The following is a 24,270-nucleotide window of genomic DNA, read 5'->3' as shown; positions in this document are numbered from 1 at the left end:
GATATTATTATAGATATATGAACATTATACCATTGAAATGGCAAATTGCAATAGGAATAGGAATGGGATTGCAATTGGATCGTGAAGGATTACGTTTGGATTGTGAAAGCATATTGTATTTGGAGATTGCGATAGAAGATTGTCGGTTTGACTTGGGCTAAGATGCTTGAGAATTAATTATGAATTGATTTTGATATGTGGTTTTATCTTTTACAGTTTTATCTGCGGCGAATTAGGATTGTTGCATTTAGGAGGAAAAAAGGTGATATTTTGATTGGGTCGTGCGGGTTATTCGTGCACCACGTAGCCCTGCTTTCTGCTTCTGATACGTCACCTATAATAAGGTTTATGAAGAAAAAACAGGAGAATAAGTCTTTAAAAGCAGGATTGTACTAATAAAAAAACAATCCTGCCAAGAAAAAACATTTTCGTAATGATTATGTAAGAAAATGAACAGAGAAATGTTATAGCATTTTCCAAAAAAATGTATTATACTATACCATGTGATGGAGGAATTGATAGCTTCTGCCGGAAATGTAAATATTTTTTTGTTTTTGCAAAAAATGCAAAAAAAGTAAAAAAGGTATTGATAATTTCCATTATAGGAAGTATAATTACCTCGTAATGCAATTAGGAATTTCGAAGAGTATTTCAAAAAGAAAAAAGGAGAGTGCATTAATTATGAGAAAGCAGACCAAATTAGTTGCTGTATTATCAACAGCAGCACTGCTTGCATTAGGTGCTTCCATGTCCTCTTTCGCAGCAACTGGCTGGCAGGAAGAAAATGGTACATGGGTGTACTATGACAAGAACGGCGACTTAGAGACAGAGAAGTGGGAGAAATCAGGAGATAACTGGTTCTACCTCAATGAAGATGGCGAGATGGCTACCGACGTACTTGTTGAGTACAATGACAACTACTATTATGTAGATGAGAATGGCTCTATGGTAGCTAATAAGTGGGTTTCCCTTGAGAACGATGATTATGATGGTGATGATGATAATGAGCCTGTAAATCATTGGTACTATTTTGGCTCTAATGGTAAAGCATATAAGAGCTCCAGCACCAGCAATAGTGCTTCTTTCAAGACCATCAATGGAAAAAAATACATCTTTGATGATGAAGCTAAGATGTTATATGGCTGGATTGATGCAGATGGCCAGAGATTAACTGATGATAACGCTTGGCGTGCTGATAACGGTGTTTACTACCACGGTGATGAAAATGATGGAGCTCAGGCTACTGGTTGGGCATTACTGCACATCAAAGATGACCAGTGGGAAAATACTGGTGATTTAGAAAAAGGTTTCTCAAGTGACAACACATTTGACGATGAGGAACAGGATCGTTGGTTCTACTTCAAGAGCAATGGTAAGAAAATGGCTGACAAAAAAGGCGAGACCATCAATGGTAAAAAGTATAGCTTTGATGTTGACGGACGTATGAATGCTGAGTGGGTTAACTGGGATTCTACACAGACAACTGCTACTCAGGCAAGTGCAGACAGAACAGCTACACAGTCTCAGGGTAATCCGGTATACAGTAGCGGATTCAGATATTATGGAAGTCCTGAAGATGGCGCTAGAGTAACTAAGGGTTGGTTCCAGGTTGTTCCAGGCTCCTACTTAAATGAAGGTGACTATGATGACGATTCTGAAAACTGGTACTATGCTGATAAAGATGGTAAGCTGATTACAGGACAAATGAAGACTATCAACAGCAAGAAGTATGCTTTTGATAACCAGGGAGCTATGATTGATGGTTATAGATTTGTTGAATTAGCTTCTGACAATAAAACTATTGTTTCTCTTGCAAAGAAAGACGATTCAACTCATCCATATGACACAACAGATGGATTTAAGGCTAATGCTTCTTATTGGGAAGGCGAAGGTTACAAATTCTACTTCTTCGGTGATGATGGCGCTGTAAAGACTAACAAACAGAACATCACTATTGATGGTGATTCTCATAGTTTCTTACTGAATAAGTCTGGAACCTTCAAGGGTGCTGGCAAGACGGCTCTTGATAACAAGAAATACTATCAGTCTGGTCTGCTGTTATCAGCAGATAAAGAAGATAAGTACGCTGTAGTGAAGGCTATTATTGGTGCTGATGGAAAACTTACTTCCGCAACCCTTTTGACTACAGATGAATTCTTACGCGTAATGGATGTTGATAGTGTTGTAACTAATGATAAATATTCTGAAGATTACAATTTAGCAGAAGCTGCAGCAGATACTGCAACTGTTCAGTACAGATTAGTTAATACTGCTGGTTCTGTTCAGAAGAGCAAAAACAAAGCAAAAGATGGCAATGACCGTTGCTATGAAGTTAATGGTAGTGGTAATATTGTAAGAGTTTTCGTTGAAAACTAATCTATTACTATGAATTAAAGAAAAGACCGGAAATTCTTAAGGATTTCCGGTCTTTTCTTTTTTACCGATATATGGTATAATCACTGAAATAAAAAATGTTTGCTTTAAAGATGAATTCTACTGTATTGTTTTTATGACATGCATGAAGAATTATTTGTTACCTGTTGGGAATTCTATATTGCATGATATAGTTATCCTCTAAATGGTTTTATGGTCGAAAGGAATGCTTATGCAAGAAAATATATGCCGCGATTCGGAGAAAAAAAGTTTCCCATCAATTGTTCTTGGTATTTATGTGTTTCTGGTGGGAATAGGAGTTCCTTTGGTGGTCAGGGATCGTTATTTTGATATTCTTGTATTTAAATATTATTATTATTGCTTTTGCACAATTATAATGCTAGTGATATTGTTAGGGTATGCTTTGACAGTAGGAAGAGTGGACATAGGAATTTATTTCAAAGAATTTAAGATAAAAAAATTTATAAAAAAGCTTACTATTATGGATCTTGCAGCTATTATATATCTTTTGATTGCGATAGTGTCAACGGTTACATCTGACTACTTATATGAAGCATTTTGGGGTAATGAAGGGCGATTTACTGGTTTGTTTTTAATGATTTGGTATATTGTATCCTATTTTTGTGTAAGCAGACTTTGGAAGTTCAAAAGTTGGTATATTGATATGATTTTGCTAGCAGGAATGATTGTAAGCTTGTTTGGAATTACCGATTATTTTAAGTTAGATATTTTTCATTTTAAAATTGCTATGATTCCAGAGCAAAGGTCAATATTTACATCAACAATAGGAAATATAAATACCTATACTGCATATGTGGGAATGCTAACTGCCATTGCAACGGTTTTATTTACGACAGATAGAAAAATTAAGAATATGTTATGGCACTATATCTGTATGGTTATCAGTTTTTTTGCAATTATTATGGGGGTTAGTGATAATGCATATCTTTCTTTAGGAACATTATTTGGTTTTTTACCATTGTATTTATTTAAAAGCAAAAATGGAATTCAAAGATATGTCATAGTATTGGCGACATTTTTTTCTGTTATCCAATGTATTGACTGGATTAATGTTTACTTTGGAGACGGCGTCCTGGGGATAGAAAGTGCTTTTGATGTAATAATAAGATTTCAAGAATTGCCATATTTGGTAATGGGTTTATGGACAATAGTTATTCTTTGGTATTTTAGTACTTATAAGAGAAAATATGAATTGATAGAATTCGGGAATTTTTTTAGATATCTTTGGATGGTATTTCTTTGTCTGATTACTTTTATAGTATTGTATGCTCTTTATGACTGTAATATAGCTGGCAATGTTAATAGATATGGAGGCTTAAGCTCGTACTTTCTCTTTAATGATGATTGGGGAACGGCCAGGGGGTATATCTGGAGAAAGGCTATGGAATGTTATCAGAGTTTGTCTTTGTGGAAAAAAATTGTGGGATTTGGGCCTGAAACTTTCGGTATTTTAGTAATGCGTGAAACTGCAAACAACCCATATAATCAATTATTTGATAGTGCACATAATGAATATCTTCATTTGCTAACTACAGTTGGATTTGCGGGATTGACAGCATATCTGATTTTTATATTTGGATATGTAAGGAGATGTTTTGTTTATAGAGATAAAACACCGTATATTATAGCGATTATGTTTGCCGTCATTTGTTATAGTGTTCAGGCTTTTGTAAACCTTAATCTTCCTATTGTTACACCGATATTTTGGCTATTATTAGGAATTGGAGCTGCACATTCAATAGAAGATTGATTGTGTAAAAGTAATTGTTAACTTTAAAACAGTGTAAAGTTGGAATTTTTTCACTTATTTGGCAGATCCCAAATATTGTATAAACCTCCAAGCTGATGTAAGATAGAATTACTCAGTTAGGAGGTGTTTTTTTGTTGACAAGTTTTACACAGGTATTGGATCATTGCAACGCTTTCTTCAGAATCAGATCGGAATTAGTCTTATTCCAATATTCATACTACATATTTGATTGATAGCGGCTAATGAATCACAATTTGTGAGAGGTGTTAGATATAAATGCAATTATATTTGTCTATATTCTTCTAGCATTTGAGATATCTTCGAAATACCTGAGTATATTATGAGGTAATAATATACCGACAGGTTTATATCAGGAAATGGGAAAAGGATAGAAATAAGATTGAGATATGATTTTAATAAAATATTAAAAGATTTCCAACTCTTTTTGCTACCACGTAAGTTGCGTAATTGGTAGTTAAATGTTATACTAGAATGAGGTTTGTTATAGAAAATATAATTAATTGACAATGAAAACGAAAAAGTTATCTAGGAATCTGTAATAGCAAATAGAGAGAGCAAATGAATCTGAATCTATCAATAGCAATATCGATTACTGAGTGCTAAGATGGAGACAACTGGAACCAGATATAAGGAAGAAACGAATGACAAGTAGAAATTTCGAGCAGTATAAACGCATGGTGAAGTTCTTAAGTTCAGCAATTATTGTATTGTTAGAACTTACAATTTATTATTATGTGTGGATTAATTATTATAATAAAAATATGACAATTGCTTTCTGGAGACGAGGTAATTGGTTGATTCTTGGCGAATATATGATTTTATTGCTTTTCCTGCATCGGATATATGGGGGATTGCGGGTTGGTGTTTTTAAATATTGGAATTTAGTATATTCTCATATGCTTTCGTTAATCATAGTCAACGCTTTCTCTTTTGTGCAGGTTGTACTATTTGATAAGAAGATGCATAATCCTACTGCATTACTTGTAATGACTGGCGTAGATTGGTTGTTGGTTATGTTATGGGCATTGGCGTTTGTAAAGCTGTACACGTTCATGTTTCCCAGAAGACGTCTTTTATTGGTTCATGGCGAGAAGCCAATGTTCCATTTGATGGATCGTATTTTTACCCGGGAAGATAAATATGAAATAGTGGAAAAAATTTCAATAAAAGAGGGTATTGAATTTGTGATGGAACAAGCCGTTAAATATGATGGAGTTATAGTGGGCGATATTGCTGTGCAGGAGCGTAATCGGTTACTTAAGCAGTGTTATGGACAGAATATTCGTACATATGCAGTACCTAAAATCAGCGACATCCTATTGAGGACATCTGATGAATTGAATATTTTTGATTCTCCGCTATATCTTTCTCGTAATTATGACGGACTTACACTGGACCAGATGTTTGTAAAACGGATAGAGGATATTATAGTATCTTCCCTGTTTTTGATTATATCAAGTCCGTTTTTTTTGCTGATAGCTGCTATGATAAAACTTAGTGACCACGGTCCGGTGTTTTATACACAAGATAGGCTGACAAAAGATGGGAAATGTTTTAGAATTTTAAAATTTCGTACCATGATAGTGGATGCGGAAAAGGAAAGCGGACCAGTCAAAGCTGGAGAGAAAGATCCGCGGGTTTTACCTGTGGGACGCTTTCTTAGAGCGACACGCATGGACGAGCTCCCGCAGCTTATAAACATTTTAAAAGGTGATATGAGTATGGTTGGTCCAAGACCGGAAAGACCAGAGTTGGCCAGTATTATCACGAAAAACATACCGGAATTTGAATATCGTTTGAAAGTTAAAGCTGGATTGACTGGTTATGCACAAATCTATGGAAGGTACTGCACTACTAGCTATGATAAATTAAAATTGGATTTGACTTATATTAGGAATTATTCTATTATTATGGATTTTAAAATTATACTCATGACACCTAAAGTACTTCTGTTAAAAGAGTCTACAGAGGGATTTGAGGAAGGAAAATGGGAAGATCCGTCGCTTAAAGAATAATAAGCAGTTTTTGACAGGAAGGCGGAGACGTATGCGTCGTATATTACACTTTGTTTCTACTCCGGCAATTTGGAGCGGGGTGATGAGCGTTATTATGAATTATTATCGCCATTTGGATCGGAATTTGGTTCAATTTGATTTTTTATGTTTTCTTCATTGCGAAAATAGTTATGAAGATGAGATTACATCGTATGGTGGACATGTTTACTATGTGAAAAAACCTGGAAGTTCCATAGCATCTGTGAGGGAATTAGAAATTTTTTTTAAAGAGCATGAGGGAAGGTATCAGTGGTTTCATAATCACGAGGTATATCTTAGCTTTTATCTTTGGCGGTTGGTTGGAAGGTATAATTACGGGCATTTCGCAATTCATAGTCATGCGACACGTTATTCAGATAAATGGCTGAATGCAAGACGGAATCAGATATTATGCTATCCTATACCATTTATGAAATGTAATAGGATAGCATGTTCAAGAGCGGCAGGAAGTTTTTTATTTGGTGAAAAGATGGTGCGGCAGAACAAGGTTTATATCCTTTATAATGCAATTGATTGTAAAAAATATCGTTATAACCGAGAAAAGAGAGAGGAATTGAGAGGCCTTCTGGGCGTGCAGGATAAACTCGTAATTGGTCATGTGGGTAGGTTTGAAAAGCAAAAAAATCATGAATTTTTGATTGAAAGCTTCAGCATTTTAAAAAAACAATGCCCAGAGAGTGTTTTAATACTCATTGGAAGTGGAAGTTTGAAAGTGGTAATGGAGCAGAAAGTGAAAGCTGCTGGTTTGGAAGACACTGTATTTTTTCTAGGGCAGCAAAATAATAATCAGGATTGGTATCAGGCAATGGATTTGTTTTGGCTGCCTTCACTCTATGAGGGGCTTCCGATGGCTGCTGTAGAAGCGCAGGCCAGCGGTTTACCGTGTTTTCTTGCTGATACGATTACTCAAGAAGTAGAGTTGTTGGATACCACAAAGCGTTTATCTTTAAAAAGAGGTCCGGAATTTTGGGCGTCAGAGGTATGCAAGCAGCATAATAATATAAAACGTGATGATGCATGGCGTATTGTTGAAAATGCAGGATTTGGAATAGAGAGTGCAAGTGTCGCACTTCAGAGATATTACATGAATGAAGGAGCAAGATGAGCTTACAGATTTTATTATCATCTTATAATGGTGAAGAGTATATACGCATTCAGTTAGATAGTCTTTTAGTACAAACATATCAGGATTTTAAGGTTTTAATCCGTGATGATGGTTCATTGGATAAGACCCGGGAGATTTTGGAAGAATATGCTCAAAGGGATTCTCGTATTACCTGGTATGGCCTGAAAAATTTGGGTGTGGTAGAAAGTTTCTTTGATTTAATAAAACATGCGGATTTATCTTGCGATTATTTTGCCTTTGCTGATCAAGATGATGAATGGCTGCCAGAAAAGTTAGAGAAAGCTATCAAGGTGTTGCAGGCGAAAGGCTTTGCAGAACCGATGCTGTATTGTAGTGATAAGATTATTGTGGATGAAAAATTAAGACCTCTGGCTGTCCAGGTGACGAGGGATATTAGAAAGCTTTCTTTTGGAAACGCATTGGTGCAAGGAATATGTACGGGGTGTACGGCTGTCTGTAATCGAAAACTTATGGAGGTTATTGCAGGTCATATGCCGAAACGCATCGAATATGTTGTGATGCATGACTGGTGGTTGTATATGGCAGCGAGTTGCCTGGGAACGGTTTATTATGATGAACATGCATATATTCGTTACCGGCAACATCAAAACAATAAAGTAGGGGCAATGATAACGAAAAGGCAATTGTTTTTCTATCGTATGAAACAGCTAAAAAAGCCGCGTGGGGAAATTTATCGGCAGGTTAAAGAATTTGTTATGGCATTTGAAAGGGAAATGCCAGCAAAAAATAAGGATTTGGCTATTGAGTTATTGAAAGCGGAAAAGAGTATTTTATCACGGTTAAAGATTGTTAAAAACAAAGAAATTTTTCGACAAAAAACTAATGACGATTTGGTATTCCGGATAATAGTATTGATTGGTAAACTGTAGACTTGCCACGATGACTACACTTATAATGTCATGTATTATTTGAATTAATGAGGAACTTGGTAATTAGAGAGGAATAAAAATGAATAAGAAAAGTCTGGAATTACTAGTGAAGATATGTGGTATTTTTTTGATACTGGCTTTTATTTTTAAGTTTGCTGGAGGAGAAAGTTTAAATTATAAATATGTGGATAACGGTATGCCTCAAATGGCAGGGATGCTGGAGGAACTGACGGCAGGTATGGTTGTAAGACAGGATTTTACTGTTGAGTCAGAAACTTTAGAGACTATTGATTTGCCAGTTTCAACATACGGAAGAGAAAATGAGGGACTTCTTCAATTGGAGCTTGCAGATAGTAATGGAAATGTAATTGCCAGCCATAGTGAGGATGTGAAGAATTTATTGGATACAGCACCTTTTAGGTGGGCACTAGTGCCAGCAATTGAGAATACAAAAGGGAAGACTTATCAGCTAAGACTGACGACAACATCAGGAGTGGGAACCGCCCCTACCGTTTTTTTCTCATGGCTTGACACGGGAAAAATTTTGGTAAATGATGAAGTGCGTACCGGAGTGATGATATGTTTTGATTATGTAGGGAAGAATTATTTTTTGTTTGGAGTTTACTATTGGTATTTTGTTTTCATTGGCTTATTATTACTTGTCTTATATGGTTTTTGGAGTGTATTTTGTGAAAAGAAGGGAAAAATTACAATATCTTTATACCTGATTATAGTATGGAGACGCTATGAGTTTTTGATTAAGCAAATGGTGTCCAGAGATTTCAAAACAAAATATAAGAGGTCAATCTTGGGATATTTGTGGAGTTTTTTAAACCCGTTATTGACCATGATGGTTCAGTACATTGTGTTCTCACAGGTGTTTCGTTCCAGTATTAATAATTTTCCTGTTTACTTATTATCGGCAACCATATTATTTGGTTTTTTTACAGAAGCAGTGGGACAGGGGCTTACGTCTATTGTAGGCAATGCTTCTTTGATTACGAAAGTATATGTGCCTAAGTATATTTATCCCATAACAAAAGTAGTGTCTTGTTCTATCAATTTAATAATTTCAATTATTCCTCTATTAATAGTTACCTTGCTGACTGGAGGGCAAATAACAAAAGCAATATTGGTGCTGCCTTTTGTATTGGTATGTCTTCTGCTGTTTAGTGCTGGTATGTCATTGCTGCTCTCTACGACTATGGTTTTCTTTCGGGACACACAATACCTGTGGGGAATTATAAGTTTGGCATGGATGTATGCAACTCCGTTGTTTTATCCGGAAAGTATTATTCCTGATAAGTTTCGGCTTATACTAACCTTGAATCCAATGTATCACTATATCCACTTTGCCAGAACGGTTCTGATGGAGGGGATTTCTCCAGAACCAGCAGCATATTTGACTTGTGGATGCACTGCAATGTTAATGTGTGCCGCAGGGATGTTGGTTTTTAAAAGGTTTCAGGATAGATTTGTATTATTTGTATAGAGGTGGAATATGATAAATGTCGAACATGTAACTATGAAATTTAAGATGACAAATGACAAGATTATAAGCCTTAAGGAAACGGTAGTTGCACTTTTGTCAGGGAAATTACAGTATGAAAAATTTACCGTTTTAGAAGATATAAGCTTTGAGGTAAAAAAAGGAGAGGTTGTCGGAATTATTGGAAAAAATGGAGCAGGCAAGAGTACGCTGCTGAAGATCATCTCTGGAGTATTAAAACCTACCAAGGGAAAGGTGTCTGTAAATGGAAATATTGTGCCTATGCTTGAATTAGGTTCTGGATTTGATCCGGAATTAACCGGAAGAGAAAATGTATATTTAAATGGGGCGATTTTAGGGTATAGTGAAGCGTTTCTGAAGGAAAAGTATCCAGAGATTCTGGAATTTTCAGAACTAGGTGAATTTATCAATATGCCTATAAGAAATTACTCATCAGGTATGATGATGAGGCTGGCATTTTCAATAGCAACGGTAGTTTGTCCAGAAGTATTGATTGTAGATGAGATACTATCGGTAGGCGATGAAGGATTTCAAAATAAAAGCAGGGCACGTATGCTGGAATTGATGAGTGGAGGTACCACTGTACTTTTTGTTTCTCATAGTTTAACGCAGGTTGAAGAAATGTGCGACCGTGTAGTCTGGCTAGACCAGCAAAAAGTAAGAATGACTGGAACGGCAAAGGAGGTATGTAAGGCATATAAAGAATATTGGAAGTAGGACAAATCAAAGGAGGATAAATTAAGATGAAAGTAGCAGTAACGGGAGCCAATGGGTATATTGGCAGATTTGTAACAGGAGAATTATTGGATAATGGATATGAGGTGGTTGCGGTAGATTTAAGGTTTGATGGAGTGGATTCCAGAGCAATTCAGTGCAAAGCATCAGTTCTGGATGCGGGAGATGATGTATTTGAGATCATTGGAAAACCAGAGTACTGTATCCATTTGGCATGGCAGGATGGATTTGTCCACAATGCTTTATCACATATGGAGAATTTATCGGGTCATTTTTCTTTTCTGAGACATTTAATGGATGGAGGCTGTAAAGATATTACAATAATGGGTACAATGCACGAAATCGGCTACTGGGAAGGGAAAATAGAAGCTGATACGCCATGCAATCCTTTATCTTTATATGGAATTGCCAAGAATGCATTAAGACAATCAATATTATCAATAGCCAAGGATAAAAATGTGAATTTGAAGTGGCTGCGCGCGTATTATATTTTAGGAGATGATTTACATAATAATTCAATCTTCACAAAATTGGTTCAGGCAGAAGCAGAAGGAAAAACAAAATTCCCATTTACATCAGGAAAGAATAGGTATGACTTTATTGATGTGAAAGAACTGGGAAAACAAATAGCAGCGGTTGGGATTCAGAACGAGTATACTGGTATTATTAATGCGTGTACTGGCAATCCAATTTCTCTGGGGGATAAGGTTGAAGCTTATATTAAAGATAACAATATGAATATAGAATTAAAGTATGGTGCATTTCCAGACCGAGCATACGATTCACCGATTGTTTATGGTGATAGTACAATTATTGATAATATAATGAAGAAGACAACCTTAAAATAGGAGTGTATAATCATGAAAAGATATGCAATTTACTTTTTCTACGATAAGGATGGAATCGTTGATGATTATAATATCTATTTGTTAAATGATTTAAAAAAGAATGTAGATTATTTAATGGTTGTTTCTAATGGCGTGTTAAAGGAATCAGGAAAAGAACGATTACGTTGTGTGTCGGATGAAATTTATGAAAGAGAAAACGAAGGATTTGATGTTTGGGCATATAAAAAGGGGATGGAAAAGACCGGTTGGGAGGTCTTAAGTGGATATGATGAACTAATTCTACTGAACTTTACAAATTTGGGTCCAATATATCCATTTTCAGAAATGTTCATGGAAACAGATACATATGATGTAGATTTTTGGGGGATTACCGAACATTATGGACATAGTTTTGACCCCTATAATAAATGTAAATATGGCTTTATACCAAGACATATTCAGTCCAGCTTTATTGCCATCCGTAAGTCAATGTTAATAAGCAGAGACTTTCAAGAGTATTGGAAAGATATGCCTATGATTTTCAATTATAAAGAAGCAGTCTGCTACCATGAGGCAATTTTTACTGAGGATTTTACTGGAAAGGGATATAAATCAAGGGTATATATTGAAACCAAAGATTTAAAGGAGTTTAGTAATTATCCATTGATGCTGTATCCTGTGGAGTTAATAAAAAATCGTAAGTGTCCAATTTTTAAGCGTGAGACTTTTTTTTATAAGTATGAGGAGTTTCTTGATATTAGCTGTGGACAGCCTGGGTTAGAATTGTATGAGTATTTACGGGATTATACGAATTATGATTTGAACCTTATTTGGGATAATCTTTTGAGAACTGCGAATATGTATGATGTGAAGCAAAGAATGCAGTTGAATTATATATTATCCACAGAGGTTAAGACGGCCAAAACACAGACGAATAAAAAAATAGCACTGTTTATGCATATATATTCCATGGAACTTGCTGAGATGTGTAAGTGCTATGCTGAATATATGCCCTCATACGCAGATATCTGCTTAACGACAGACACAGAAGAAAAAATAGCTCAATTGAAACAAGTGTTTTCTACGTTTGATGAGAGCAGGATTCATATTGTAAAAGTTACTAATAGAGGCAGAGATGTAGGTGCATTATTAATTGGGTTAAAAGAATACATAGATAGATATGATTATATATGCTTTATGCATGATAAGAAGTCGGATCATAATGTGCCCAGAATGGTTGGAGAATCCTTTGCATACCATTGCTATCAAAATACATTGCCTAACGCAGTTTTTGCAGAAAATGTTATTGATTTATTTGAGAAAAATCCTCGATTAGGATTATTAGTTCCACCAACTCCTTGTCATGGACCATATCATAGCCTAATTGGTATGGAATGGCAAAGTAATTATAAGAATGTAGTAGATTTGGCAAAAAGATGGGGAATAGAAGTAGATATTAGTGAGTCCAAACCACCTGTGGCACCATTAGGAACCACCTTCTGGTTCAGAAAAGAAGCTCTTAAAAAATTGTATGAAGTTGGGCTTACATACAGTGATTTCCCGGCGGAGCCAACAGGAAGCAATGACGGCAATATTATGCATGCAATTGAACGTTTGTATCCATTTGCTGCACAGCAGAGTGGATATTATTGTGCATGGGGGCTTAGTGACAAATATGCTAAAATGGAAATTACGAATTTATGTAAGATGCTCCGTGATGTGAACCAAACGCTATTTTTAAATTATGGTGTAGATGATAGGGAACTTATGTTACACAAGATTAGCGTGACAAAGCAGCAGTTAGATAGAAAAAATGCACCCTTTAGAAAAATGAAAGATATAATGCGTAAGATTATTGGGAATTCATTATATGTGAGACTTTGGAAGGTAAAGGAAAGAGCCATTGGAGGTTATAGAAGTTCTGAGTTTACAAGGTATGGAAAATAATATGCTTACAAACTTTGATTTTAAGAAAGATGTGAAAAAATTATAAAAATTATGGATACAATAAGAGGAGAGAACAAATGATTTTAGGTAAGAACCCGAAACGAATTGCATTCTATGTATTTTATGATAAAGATGGAATACTTGATGACTTTGTATCATATCAAGTGGCAGATTTGAAAAAAAATGTTGATCACATATTATTTTTAGCTAATGGTAAACTTACTTACGAGTCACGAAAAAAAATCCAACCGTTTGTAGACGAAATTTTTGTTCGCGAAAACGAGGGGTTTGAGGTAGAAGCATATAGGAAAGGAATAGAACTCACTGGCTGGGATAAATTGGCTGAATATGATGAACTTATTATGATGAACGACACCTGCTTCGGTCCCATATATCCATTTAAGGAGGCATTTGATTGGGCTGCTGCAGAAGATCTGGACTTTTGGGGATTGACTACTCATGGAGAAATGCCTGTCAATATATTTACTGTTCATAAATATAATTATATTCCCGAACACATTCAGTCGAGTTTTTTGGTTATAAGAAATAGCCTTTTAACAAGCAGAGAATATCATGAATTTTGGAAACAACTTCCTCAAATTAAAAGCTATGGTGATTCTGTCGGCTACTATGAAACAGTTTTTACAAAAGATTTTAGGGATAAAGGATATAAAGCTGAAGTGTACTGTAATTCTGAAGATTTGAAGAAAGTATCTTATTATCCGTTGATGTTCATGCCAACAGAGATGGCCAAGAATCGCCGCTGTCCAGTTTTTAAAAGAAAGGTTTTTTTTGGTTATCACCCTTATGAGGATCGCGATAGTGGCACATTTGGGGGCCAGGTTTCTGAATTTATTCGATTCTTAGAAGAAGAAACGGAATATGACATGAATATGGTATGGGATAATCTTCTTCGTACCTGTCATATGGAACAGTTAAAGCATTATTGCAACTTTAATCGTGTGTTACCATATGACTATTCGGTGAGAGAAAATAACTCTAAGGTGTTAATCGTCGTTCATATATATTACAATGATTTAACTAGTTATGTTGTGAGTTACCTTAAAAATGCACCAGAATATTGTGATATTCTTATAACTGTGAGCAATGAAGAAAATAAGCAGACTTTTATAGAAGAATCAAAAAAGGTCAATCTTAAAAACAACACGAAATTTATAATGATTGAGAATCGTGGGCGGGATGTATCTGCCTTGCTTATTGGTGCGTATGAGGATTACAAAAATTATGACTTAGTATTTTTTCTTCACGACAAAAAAACAGTGGTTGTCGAACCATGGTCCATAGGTGCTTCGTGGCAGGATAAATGTTTTGAAAATTTACTTGGAACTCCTGCTTATATAGAAAATATTGTTAGTCTTTTCGAGAAAGAAAAACGACTGGGAATGGCATTTCCACCATCGCCTTTTTCTGCAAGCAATGCATATGCTTGGTTAATGACTTGGCAATGGACAGATAATTATTCCGCTACAGAGAAATTAATAAAAGATTTCAAGCTAAGTGTCCCAATTTCTCCAGACAGAGAGCCAGTCGCTCCTTTGGGTACTATGTTTGTGTTTCGTCCTAAGGCTCTTGAAAAGTTATTTGATGGCTACAAAGGTATTGGATGGAAATATGAGGATTTTCCCAAGGAGCCGAATGGAAACAACGGAACTCTTTTGCATGCAATTGAAAGAGGATATCCGTATTTTGTCCAGGAAGCGGGGTATTATGTCTGTTGGCTGCTAAATAGTGAGTGGGCACAGGTTGAGCTGCAGACATATTATTATGGGTGGTATAAGGAGAGAATGCAGGTAAGTGACATAAAATGGGATCAAAATAATAATGGTATTTGTTCGAATGGTGAGGTAAATGCTATAAAGAATTCAACCTCATGGAAAGTTACAAAACCGCTCAGAGCATTTGGTGATTTATTAGTCAAATTACATTTGAAGAGGTAACATGTTTTTTGCAGAAATTGAACTAAAATAAATGAGAGGAAAAGTATGATTATCAGTATCTGAAGATATCATATAGGAAAAAATATGTTTATCCCTATTATCATGACGTTGGATCCTACGGCAGAAGCATCTTTTATGTGGGCGTTCCATAAATTGGCTTCCATAGGAAAAGGCTACAAGTGGCCTGTTGTGGCACAAAAAGAATATTTTGATATATATAAGATATTTGAAGTTCCAGATTCATTTAGTGAATTGTATGATGTCCCTTTGGATACTGAAGGCGTGCTGGAAAATATTATTCCTGTTGAAATTCCAGAACACATAATAAACAATTACAGACAACAATTTCCTTCACGTACAGATGCATATGTAAATTCATTTGTAGATAAATGGACTGAATTAGTAGAGTATTTATATGAAAGATTAAGTTCTATAATATTGAAAGAGGGAAAAACTGTTGAAGGTCTAATACTATTTAGATATTATAGATGCTTTGAGGATTTAGCCCACAAGTTAAATGTTCCAACCTTTTATTTTGAATTGGGATTAAGAGTTCCTGATTATAGAAATACTTTTTATTGGTCGAAAAGTGGATTGCAGGGAAAAGCTGGATTTGAAAGTAGATTTGCTAAATTTAATATAGAGTTCACAGAAAAACCCGTATTAGTTTTGGAATCGAAAGAAATACTAGCCCTCTTTTTAAGAGAAGATAAATTATCCTATTTAAATACACATATACCGAAAGAGTATGAATTTGGTATTTTGGGTGGTTATAGTATCCCTCAAGCTAGCAGTGCTTTTAATCAGATAACATTGGCAGAGGAGCTGATGTTGGTGAGAAAATGGTACTCAAATGATAAAATAATAATAAAGAAGCATCCGGGAGATCCCCTAGACGGAACTCCTCACTTTCCTAATATTGAGAAAATTGGAATCACATCAGCTCAGTTTATTCAGAAGTGTAAACGAGTTGTAACTGCAGGTTCTAATGTAACTTTTGAAGCTGCTCTCTATGGGGTTCCGGCATATGATTTGGGTTGGTCTCAATATTCATTTATTAGTAATTCATCATTAAAAGAATTGACAGATGAATTACCAGATAATATTAAATTGAATTTTATAGCATTTTGTTGCTTGGCTCCATTGGAATTATTGAAGGATATTAATTATATAAGGAAAGCAATTACGTTAGATTCAGAATTGGAAATGTATAAATTAAACTTGGATTATTATTTGAGAGATTATGGTCTGACATATGAAGAATTAGCAGCATCGGATAACCGATTGGAACTGATTTTACAGTCAAGGTTGAATAAAGAATACTTGAAGGTAATGCCAAAGGGAAACTTAACACCAGTAGCAGAGCTTCAAATTGAATTGAACCGCACTTTAAATAAGGAGAAAGAACAAACTAAAATAAATAGTGAATTATTTAAGGTAGTGGAATGTGTTAAGGAAAAAAATAAAGAGTTAAATGAAGAATTAGCACAGCTTAAAGAGAAATACAGCCTACTAGAAAATGAATCTAATCTGTTGCAAGTAAATAATAAAAAGAATATTGACAGCCTAAAAGAACTCAATAATTTAAATACAATAATGAATGTGAAGTTGAAAGATGCAGAGCAACTGTGTGGTGAAAAAGAAGCATTGTATCGTGAGATTTTAGAATCTACATCTTACAAATCAAAACCTTTTAGAAAGTTTGCAGATTTATTGAAAAGAAAAGTATAAATGGATTGAGTGACAGGTTCGTCTGAGTAGATGCCAGAGGTATACCCCAGCGTCATTTACAGAAGGGAAAGTTCTATGAAAAATGCATGTTTTATACCTATAAAATCTAATTCTGAACGAGTCTTAGGTAAAAATTTTAGGGTGTTAAATGGAAAAAAGTTATATGAATACATCATTACGAATGCTATTGAGGCACAATGCTTTGATGATGTTTATGTTGATACTAATAGCGAAGAAATAAAGAAATATGCGAATGAATTAGGTGTTAAAGTTATTGATAGAGAGCCTAGATTGGCTGAAAACACAGCGAATGGAAATGATTTGTTGGTTTATCAACAAGAACTTCATCCAGAATATGACTATTATTTTCAGCTATTTGCGACAGCACCATATTTACAACCCGATAGCATTCGAAATTGTGCTAACTTTATGCTAAATAGTGAAGAGTTTGATTCGTGTTTTACAGCAGTACCAAATCACGGCTTTTATTGGCTTAATAACTTACCTGTTAATTATAGACCGGATGTTTTGCCTCGCTCACAAGATTTGGTTCCAGTCATGGAAGAAACAACTGGAATGTATGGTATTTCATCGGAATCTTTAAAAAAATATAAATCGAGAATTGGAAGAAAGCCTTATATTTATTGTGTTAATAAATTCGAAGCCGTTGATATTAATACAGAAGAAGATTTGAAAATGGCTGAATTTGTTGGGAAGTTCTATTGGGGGAATTGTTTTTATGAAAGAAGGGACAATTGCAAATGAAAATTTTGATTACTGGTGGGTCAGGATTTATTGGTAACGCAATTATTAATGAATTATCAAAAGATAAGTGCAATGAGCTTGTGGTATTAGATGCGCTTACGGAGCAAATTCATGGGAAAAAGACAGAGGAGTCCTATCTGTATAAAGGTATTGCAGATAAATGCCATTTTATTAGGGGAGATATTAGGGATTATCAGTTAGTAGAACAGGTAGTTAAAGACTGTAATTATATTATTCATCTGGCAGCAGAAACAGGTACAGGGCAGTCGATGTATCAGATTAACCAATATAATGAAGTGAATATCATGGGGACTTCTAATCTTTTTCAGGCAATTTCTGCCACAGGAGTGAAACTTGAGAAATTTATTCTGGCGTCTTCACGTTCTGTGTATGGAGAAGGAAAATATGAGTGCCCAGTTCATAAAACTGTATATCCAGAAGTCAGAAAAGTAGAAGATATGAAAACAGGAGACTTCACAATGCACTGTCCGATTTGTAATGGAAGATTGCAAACGGTTCCAACAGATGAAGCTAGTAAGATTGCCCCTAATTCTTTGTACGCATTTACTAAATATGCGCAGGAAAAGATGGTGGAAACAATGTGTAAAGCAATGCAGATTGAATATACGATTTTTCGCTTTCAGAATGTTTATGGGATAGGACAATCCTTGAAGAACCCCTATACAGGAATTTTGTCAATCTTTTCGACACTGCTTCTTGATAATAAGAAAGTAAATGTATTTGAGGATGGAGCGGAAAGCAGAGATTTTATAAATGTGGAAGATGTAGCGTCCGCTGTTATAAAATCTTTGGGTGAGAAGGAAACGAATGGTGAAATAATTAATCTGGGGAGTGGTGTAGGAACCAGTGTAATAGAAATTGTAGAAACATTAAAGCGATTATACGGAAGCGAATCGGAAATTTGTATAACTGGGGATTTTCGTGTTGGAGATATCGCACATAATATTGCAGATATAAAAAAGGCAGAGAAATTACTGGGATTCAAACCGTCTGTTTCTTTGGAAGATGGACTGCGGGAATTTACTGCATGGGTTAAAGGACAGGAGTCTGATAATAGTGGTTATGAGACTTCCTTGAAAGAAATGGAGCTGGCAGGCATGTATATAAGGAAGGGATTATAAGGTGAAATAGGTGATTAAAGAAAGACGGTTTGACCTAGATTTTATAAGAGTATTTTCTTGTTTGTGTGTGCTAATCATACACTTTAACGCAACATTAAGTGGGTGGTTTAATGGGGTTTTTGTATATCCCAATGCAGTGTTTCCCAATTATATCTTTAAACACTTGTATCTGGGCGGACTTGGTGTAAGTATGTTTTTTATGCTGACAGGTGCAGCTCTTAGTATTACCTATCCCCAAGGTTGTGCAGGAAGTTTTAGAGATTTGCTTGTTTTTTATAAAAAACGTTTTATCAGTATTTATCCTATGTTCTGGATTGCCTGGATTGCCTTTTGCTTGTATAATTTGTTGACATATAAGAGTATGACAGATGCCCCACTTAGGAATATGGTGCTTTCTCTCGCAGGAGCTGACGCTTATATGACTGCCTTAGGAATTGAAGGGCTAGGAGGATTTTATCTAGTTGGAGAGTGGTTTCTAGGTTGTATAGTTTTGCTTTACGTTATCTATCCAGCAATTGATTATGGTGTGCGAAAAAGGCCGATAGTTGTAACCTTGTTAGTGTTAATAACCTATATAATTTTCAATAATCTCATTACAATTCCGATTATAAGTAGTTCGGTCAGTGTTTTCTTGCGTATTCCAGAACTGTTATTTGGAATGTTATTTGTGAAGTATTTAAAAATTAAATCTAGGAAGGAACGGCTTTTTTGTATCGGAATAGCATTTATTGTCGGTATTATTTTTTATATACATGCTGATTTTGTTGTAAGTTATTTAGGAGATCTTACTTACCAAATTGTAATGAGTGCTTGTGTTTTTACAATTCTAGCATACTTAGCACCTAGTGTTAAATCTTTAAGATTGAGAACCATTTTTATTGATATTTCCAAATATACATATGCAATTTTCTTGGTACATCACCAAATAACATACATTTTGGTAAGAGGATTTGATTTATCTAATATGCCAAAACGCATACTATATTTACTGTTTATTGCTTATCTCATAATAACTGGAGTAGTTTCAGTATTGTTAGTCAAAACTGTTGGCCTTTTCAAAAATAGTTTATGGATAACAAAAAAGGAATGCATCTGAGTGCAGGAATGGAAGCAAAAGGATAAGATTGCTGGAAAATATCAGGAAGGTTACTATTATGAGCGGTAGAGAACTGTAAATTGTAAGAAATAGTAGGGAAAATTAGATTGGAAACTGTAATATATATTTGATATGTGTATCTATCGGACGATTTATGGTGTTTAGATTTAAGTAGAATTAATGAAAAATGAGGAGGGACAAATGGGAAAAATAAAGGTTACAAAATGTGAGATTGAAGGACTTTGTGTAATTGAGTCAATGGTGTATAGGGATGAGCGTGGATACTTTGTTGAAACTTATAATCAGAATGATTTTAGAGAAGCTGGTCTGGATATGATATTTGTTCAGGACAACCAATCTATGTCAGTAAAAGGGGTACTTCGTGGTCTTCATTTTCAGAAACAGTTTCCCCAAGGCAAATTGGTTCGCTGCATACGTGGTGCTGTATTTGATGTAGCAGTGGATTTACGAACTGATTCTAATACATATGGAAAATGGTTTGGTGTTGAACTGACGGCTGAGAATAAACAACAGTTTTATATTCCAGAAGGTTTTGCACATGGTTTTCTTGTTTTATCTGACGAGGCTGAGTTTGCATATAAATGTACAGATTTTTATCATCCAGGTGACGAGGGTGGAATCCTGTGGAATGATTCGGAAATAGGGATTGATTGGCCAGTTGAAAATGATATGCAGTTAATCATATCAGAGAAAGACCAGAAGTGGTTGGGAATTCGTGATACTGTTAGATTATGATGTAATAATGAGGTCTCTCTTGAGACCTCATTATTGGTATAATAAAGTGCTTGGTTATTTAGAAAATGCATTTAGAAAACAACAGGAAGGCCATTATTATGAACAATATTTTTTTGAATATGATAAGTCAATTAATACAGCACCCACAACAGGCATTGTATTACATGAAACCATCAAAAATCATGCGAGCACTATATTATTTGCGGCATGGAGGATTAAAGGGTGTATCCAGGATTCTGGATGAACGGTTATTGATGGGAGCCGATTTGAAGTTGGATTTAGTTATTAAAAAGGATATATATGAGAATGATATTACGGGATATCCTCCAATTGCATTACCTAAAATAGTTGAACCACTTGTATCAATCATCATACCGGTTTATAATCAGTTTGCGTACACGTACAGTTGTCTGAGAGCAATTGCAGAACATTCTGGCAATGTTTCATATGAGGTTATTCTGGCTGATGATTGCTCCACAGATTTGACCTCACAAATTGAAAAAGTAATAAAGAATATTCGTGTAGTCCGAACAGATAAAAATTTACGTTTTTTAAAAAATTGTAATTATTCAGCAGAGTTTGCCAGAGGAAAGTATTATCTGTTTTTAAACAATGATACGCAGGTACAGCCAGGATGGCTGGAGCCACTGGTACAATTATTGGAGGAAAATCTGGATATTGGCTTGACAGGCTCCAGGTTGGTGTATCCGGATGGGAGACTGCAGGAAGCTGGTGGAATCCTGTGGAAAGATGGAAGTGCATGGAATTATGGACATGGGAATAATCCAGCACTGCCAGAATATCATTATGTAAAAGAAGTCGATTATATTTCTGGGGCATCTATGATGGTGCGCAGTGAATTGTGGAAACAACTAGGGGGGTTTGACGAGCATTTTGTACCAGCTTATTGTGAAGACAGTGATTTCGCTTTTTCCATCCGGAAAGCAGGGTATCGGGTGGTATATCAACCACTTTCAGTGGTGGTGCACTTTGAGGGCATCACTAATGGTACGGATGTTTCATCAGGATTAAAAGCTTATCAGATAGAAAATCAGATGAAGCTTTATGAAAAGTGGAAAGATGTCCTCGAAAAGGAGCATTTGCCCAATGGACAAGATCCATTCCTGGCACGTGATCGAAGCCAGATGAAAAAGAAAATCCTTGTAATAGATCACAGAGTACCATGGTATGATAAAGATGCCGGTGCCAGAAATGTATTTATGTATACTCGGATTTTTTTACAGTTGGGATTGAAAGTTACATTTATGCCAGATAATTACTTTCCTCAAGAGCCATATACGCAGGAGATGGAACAGTTGGGAATAGAAGTATTATACGGGAATTACTATTTTAAGTACTGTAAAGAATGGCTGAAAGATAATGTACGCTATTATGATTACATATATGTGAACCGTCCTCATATTGCGATAAAGTACATGGATTTGCTGAAAGAATATGCGAAAGGCAAGATAATTTATTTTGGTCATGATTTGCATTATTTGAGAGAATATCGCCAATATGAGGTGAGTCATGATGAGTCTTATCTTGTGTCTTCAAAAAAGTGGAAAACCATGGAGCTTGACCTTATGCAGAAAGCGGATGTGGTTTATGTGGTCGGAGATTACGAGTATGAGGTTTTGAAAAAGGAATATCCAGAAAAGCCGCTGCGCAATATCCCGATTTTCACGTATGAGCCGTTGGATGAAACCTGTGAGCCTATTTTAGAGGGGCGAAAGAATCTGCTGTTTGTAGGAGGATTTGGACATCCGCCTAATATTGATGCAGTCTTGTGGTTTGCCAAGGATGTTTTTCCGAAAATTCAGGAGGTCTATCCAGATATAATTTGGAACATTGTAGGAGCGAATCCGACTGATGAGATTAAGTCTGTTGAAAATGATCACATTCATTTACTTGGTTTTGTGTCTGACGAACGTTTGAAAGAATTGTATCGGGAATGTCGGCTGGTTGTAGTTCCGCTTCGCTATGGAGCGGGTGTTAAGGGAAAAGTAGTGGAAAGCGTTTACAACCAAAGCCCAATGATTACAACACCGGTTGGTGCAGAAGGATTGAGCCTGGAAGAGGACGCCTTTGCAATAGCTGAAGCAGATGATAGTTTTGCAGATCGTGTGATTGCGCTGTATGGAGATGATGATGAATTGATGAGATTAATGAGTCATTCCAGGGATTTTATTAATCATCACTTCACCAAAGATCAGGCACTGGAGGTTGTATTGAAGGATATTCACCCATAACAATACAAACTCAGTTTCGTTTGATAAGATGTTTATATTTATTTAAGCTGCGGAAAAAATAGCATATCCAATAATAGCATGCAGGAATTATGGAAACACCTATATGGCGATAGACCCGATAGGTCATAATTCCTGCTTTTATTTTATTCCCAGACTTTGAGGTAGAACTGATACGATATATCAGCAGGGGCTGATCAATGCCATAGGCACTGATCTTTTCATTCTGCAATATTTTAAGCCAAACGGCAAAGTCTTCATGCATCTCGGATCCATTTTCCATAGGGTAACGGAGCATCAATTCCTTATGGATAAGAACGGAGGAGCAGGATATGATATTTTGTTTTAGTAGTTCTTTATAGAAGATTTCCAATGGAACCGGTAGGCAATATTCCAAAGACACACTGTTTTCATTTATGAAAGATGATCCAGTAAATATAAAACGGGCTTGTTTTTCAGCCGCAAGGCGCAATTGAAGTTCTAATTTTTGTGGATGCCAGCAATCATCACTGTCAATATAAGCAATCCACTCACCCTGAGCCAGAGAGACACCACGATTCCGGGACTCTGCAACTCCTTTGTTAGAAGGGTTTCTAAAGTAGAGAATATTCTCGCTATGCTCTGTATAGCTTTTACAAATATTAGGTGTCTGATCGTTAGAGCAATCATCTATGATAATTAATTCCCAATCAGTACAGGTTTGATATAAAATGGATTTAATGGATTCTTCAATGTAGCGTTCAGCATTGTACGCAGGCATAATAATACTTGTCATAAAGGCTCCTATCGATTATATTTATAATGCAAAGTAGTTAAGATATCTAATTATATATATTATAATCAAAAATAAAGATATCTTCAAGGAATTAATAATGATTGTAACCATGTGCTCATCAATCAGCAGTCTACTTTACTATGATACATGCATCAGGGCTATTCCTATAATTCTATTTGTTTCACACGCTATTTCCATAAGTCTATAACAATTAAATTTCTATTTAAAAATAAAATCCCACTACTAGCATTATACCTTATCAACAGATTCTTTAATTATTTGATATCTTTTAAATTAATCTTACGCGGTTCGTCTTTATGGAGTCAGGTTGTAAAAGATTAATGTAAAAGGATAATTACAAAATGAGAAGTTAAAGAAGATAAAAAAAATCACTTGCAATTTATCTCTACATAGAGTAATATATAACTACATAGAGATAATATAGGAGATGAAATGGCAAAAACAGAGTTAAAAATCCTAATAGGCCTCCACCGGGCCGTAAACTATATTGACCGCCAATCAA

General features: G+C 35.4%; 17 protein-coding genes. 16 read left to right on the top strand and 1 reads right to left on the bottom strand.

Annotation, left to right across the window (positions count from 1 at the left end; translation table 11 throughout):
* Positions 1–681: 681 nt before the first annotated feature.
* The 16 genes from ABWP20_RS15785 to ABWP20_RS15710 all read left to right on the top strand — a co-directional run bounded on the left by ABWP20_RS15785 (position 682) and on the right by ABWP20_RS15710 (position 22,975).
* Positions 682–2,376 (top strand): PspC-like choline-binding domain-containing protein, encoded by a 1,695-nt coding sequence (locus tag ABWP20_RS15785; protein WP_353097097.1) that lies wholly within the window; start codon positions 682–684, stop codon positions 2,374–2,376.
* Between the two features lie 229 nt (positions 2,377–2,605).
* Positions 2,606–4,165, top strand: a complete 1,560-nt coding sequence (locus ABWP20_RS15780; protein ID WP_353097096.1) for an O-antigen ligase family protein — start codon at positions 2,606–2,608, stop codon at positions 4,163–4,165.
* A gap of 662 nt (positions 4,166–4,827) precedes the next feature.
* Positions 4,828–6,201: a sugar transferase gene (locus tag ABWP20_RS15775; RefSeq protein WP_353097094.1), complete on the top strand. Its 1,374-nt coding sequence runs from the start codon at positions 4,828–4,830 to the stop codon at positions 6,199–6,201.
* Between the two features lie 82 nt (positions 6,202–6,283).
* Positions 6,284–7,345, top strand: coding sequence for a glycosyltransferase (locus ABWP20_RS15770; RefSeq protein WP_353097092.1), 1,062 nt, complete (start codon positions 6,284–6,286; stop codon positions 7,343–7,345).
* Positions 7,342–8,256, top strand: a complete 915-nt coding sequence (locus ABWP20_RS15765; protein ID WP_353097091.1) for a glycosyltransferase family 2 protein — start codon at positions 7,342–7,344, stop codon at positions 8,254–8,256. The genes ABWP20_RS15770 and ABWP20_RS15765 overlap by 4 nt, the downstream gene beginning before the upstream one ends.
* A gap of 79 nt (positions 8,257–8,335) precedes the next feature.
* Positions 8,336–9,748, top strand: a complete 1,413-nt coding sequence (locus ABWP20_RS15760; RefSeq protein WP_353097089.1) for an ABC transporter permease — start codon at positions 8,336–8,338, stop codon at positions 9,746–9,748.
* Between the two features lie 9 nt (positions 9,749–9,757).
* Positions 9,758–10,483, top strand: coding sequence for an ABC transporter ATP-binding protein (locus tag ABWP20_RS15755; RefSeq protein WP_353097087.1), 726 nt, complete (start codon positions 9,758–9,760; stop codon positions 10,481–10,483).
* 26 nt (positions 10,484–10,509) lie between these two features.
* Entirely contained in the window at positions 10,510–11,349 is an 840-nt protein-coding gene (locus ABWP20_RS15750) for an NAD-dependent epimerase/dehydratase family protein (protein WP_312447104.1), read from the top strand.
* A 12-nt stretch (positions 11,350–11,361) separates the two neighbouring features.
* On the top strand, positions 11,362–13,275 hold the full coding sequence (locus ABWP20_RS15745) for a rhamnan synthesis F family protein (protein ID WP_353097086.1): 1,914 nt from the start codon (positions 11,362–11,364) through the stop codon (positions 13,273–13,275).
* A gap of 77 nt (positions 13,276–13,352) precedes the next feature.
* Positions 13,353–15,233 (top strand): rhamnan synthesis F family protein, encoded by a 1,881-nt coding sequence (locus ABWP20_RS15740; RefSeq protein WP_353097084.1) that lies wholly within the window; start codon positions 13,353–13,355, stop codon positions 15,231–15,233.
* 84 nt (positions 15,234–15,317) lie between these two features.
* Positions 15,318–16,964, top strand: coding sequence for a GT99 family glycosyltransferase N-terminal domain-containing protein (locus ABWP20_RS15735; protein WP_353097082.1), 1,647 nt, complete (start codon positions 15,318–15,320; stop codon positions 16,962–16,964).
* A 75-nt stretch (positions 16,965–17,039) separates the two neighbouring features.
* Entirely contained in the window at positions 17,040–17,729 is a 690-nt protein-coding gene (locus ABWP20_RS15730; RefSeq protein WP_353097081.1) for an acylneuraminate cytidylyltransferase family protein, read from the top strand.
* Positions 17,726–18,871 carry an NAD-dependent epimerase/dehydratase family protein gene (locus ABWP20_RS15725; protein ID WP_353097080.1) on the top strand — a complete coding sequence of 382 codons (1,146 nt, stop codon included), beginning with the start codon at positions 17,726–17,728 and terminating at the stop codon, positions 18,869–18,871. Before ABWP20_RS15730 ends, ABWP20_RS15725 begins: the two co-directional genes overlap by 4 nt.
* A 10-nt stretch (positions 18,872–18,881) precedes the next feature.
* The gene (locus ABWP20_RS15720; protein ID WP_353097079.1) at positions 18,882–19,967 is read left to right on the top strand and encodes an acyltransferase family protein; all 1,086 of its coding nucleotides are present in this window, start codon (positions 18,882–18,884) and stop codon (positions 19,965–19,967) included.
* A gap of 201 nt (positions 19,968–20,168) precedes the next feature.
* The gene (gene rfbC / locus ABWP20_RS15715) at positions 20,169–20,723 is read left to right on the top strand and encodes a dTDP-4-dehydrorhamnose 3,5-epimerase (RefSeq protein WP_312447119.1); all 555 of its coding nucleotides are present in this window, start codon (positions 20,169–20,171) and stop codon (positions 20,721–20,723) included.
* Positions 20,724–20,821: 98 nt separating this feature from the next.
* A complete protein-coding gene (locus tag ABWP20_RS15710) occupies positions 20,822–22,975 on the top strand; it encodes a glycosyltransferase (RefSeq protein WP_353097077.1) in 2,154 nt (717 codons plus the stop codon).
* A 10-nt stretch (positions 22,976–22,985) separates the two neighbouring features.
* Here ABWP20_RS15710 and ABWP20_RS15705 read toward each other — a convergent pair whose 3' ends face one another.
* Positions 22,986–23,747, bottom strand: a complete 762-nt coding sequence (locus tag ABWP20_RS15705) for a glycosyltransferase family 2 protein (protein ID WP_353097075.1) — start codon at positions 23,745–23,747, stop codon at positions 22,986–22,988.
* Positions 23,748–24,270: the final 523 nt, after the last annotated feature.

This window comes from Tissierella praeacuta (assembly GCF_040396155.1).
GTDB classification, from domain to species: domain Bacteria; phylum Bacillota; class Clostridia; order Tissierellales; family Tissierellaceae; genus Tissierella; species Tissierella praeacuta_A.
Note: the sequence above shows the minus strand (reverse complement) of the source record. Positions and strands in the feature narration are given on the sequence as shown.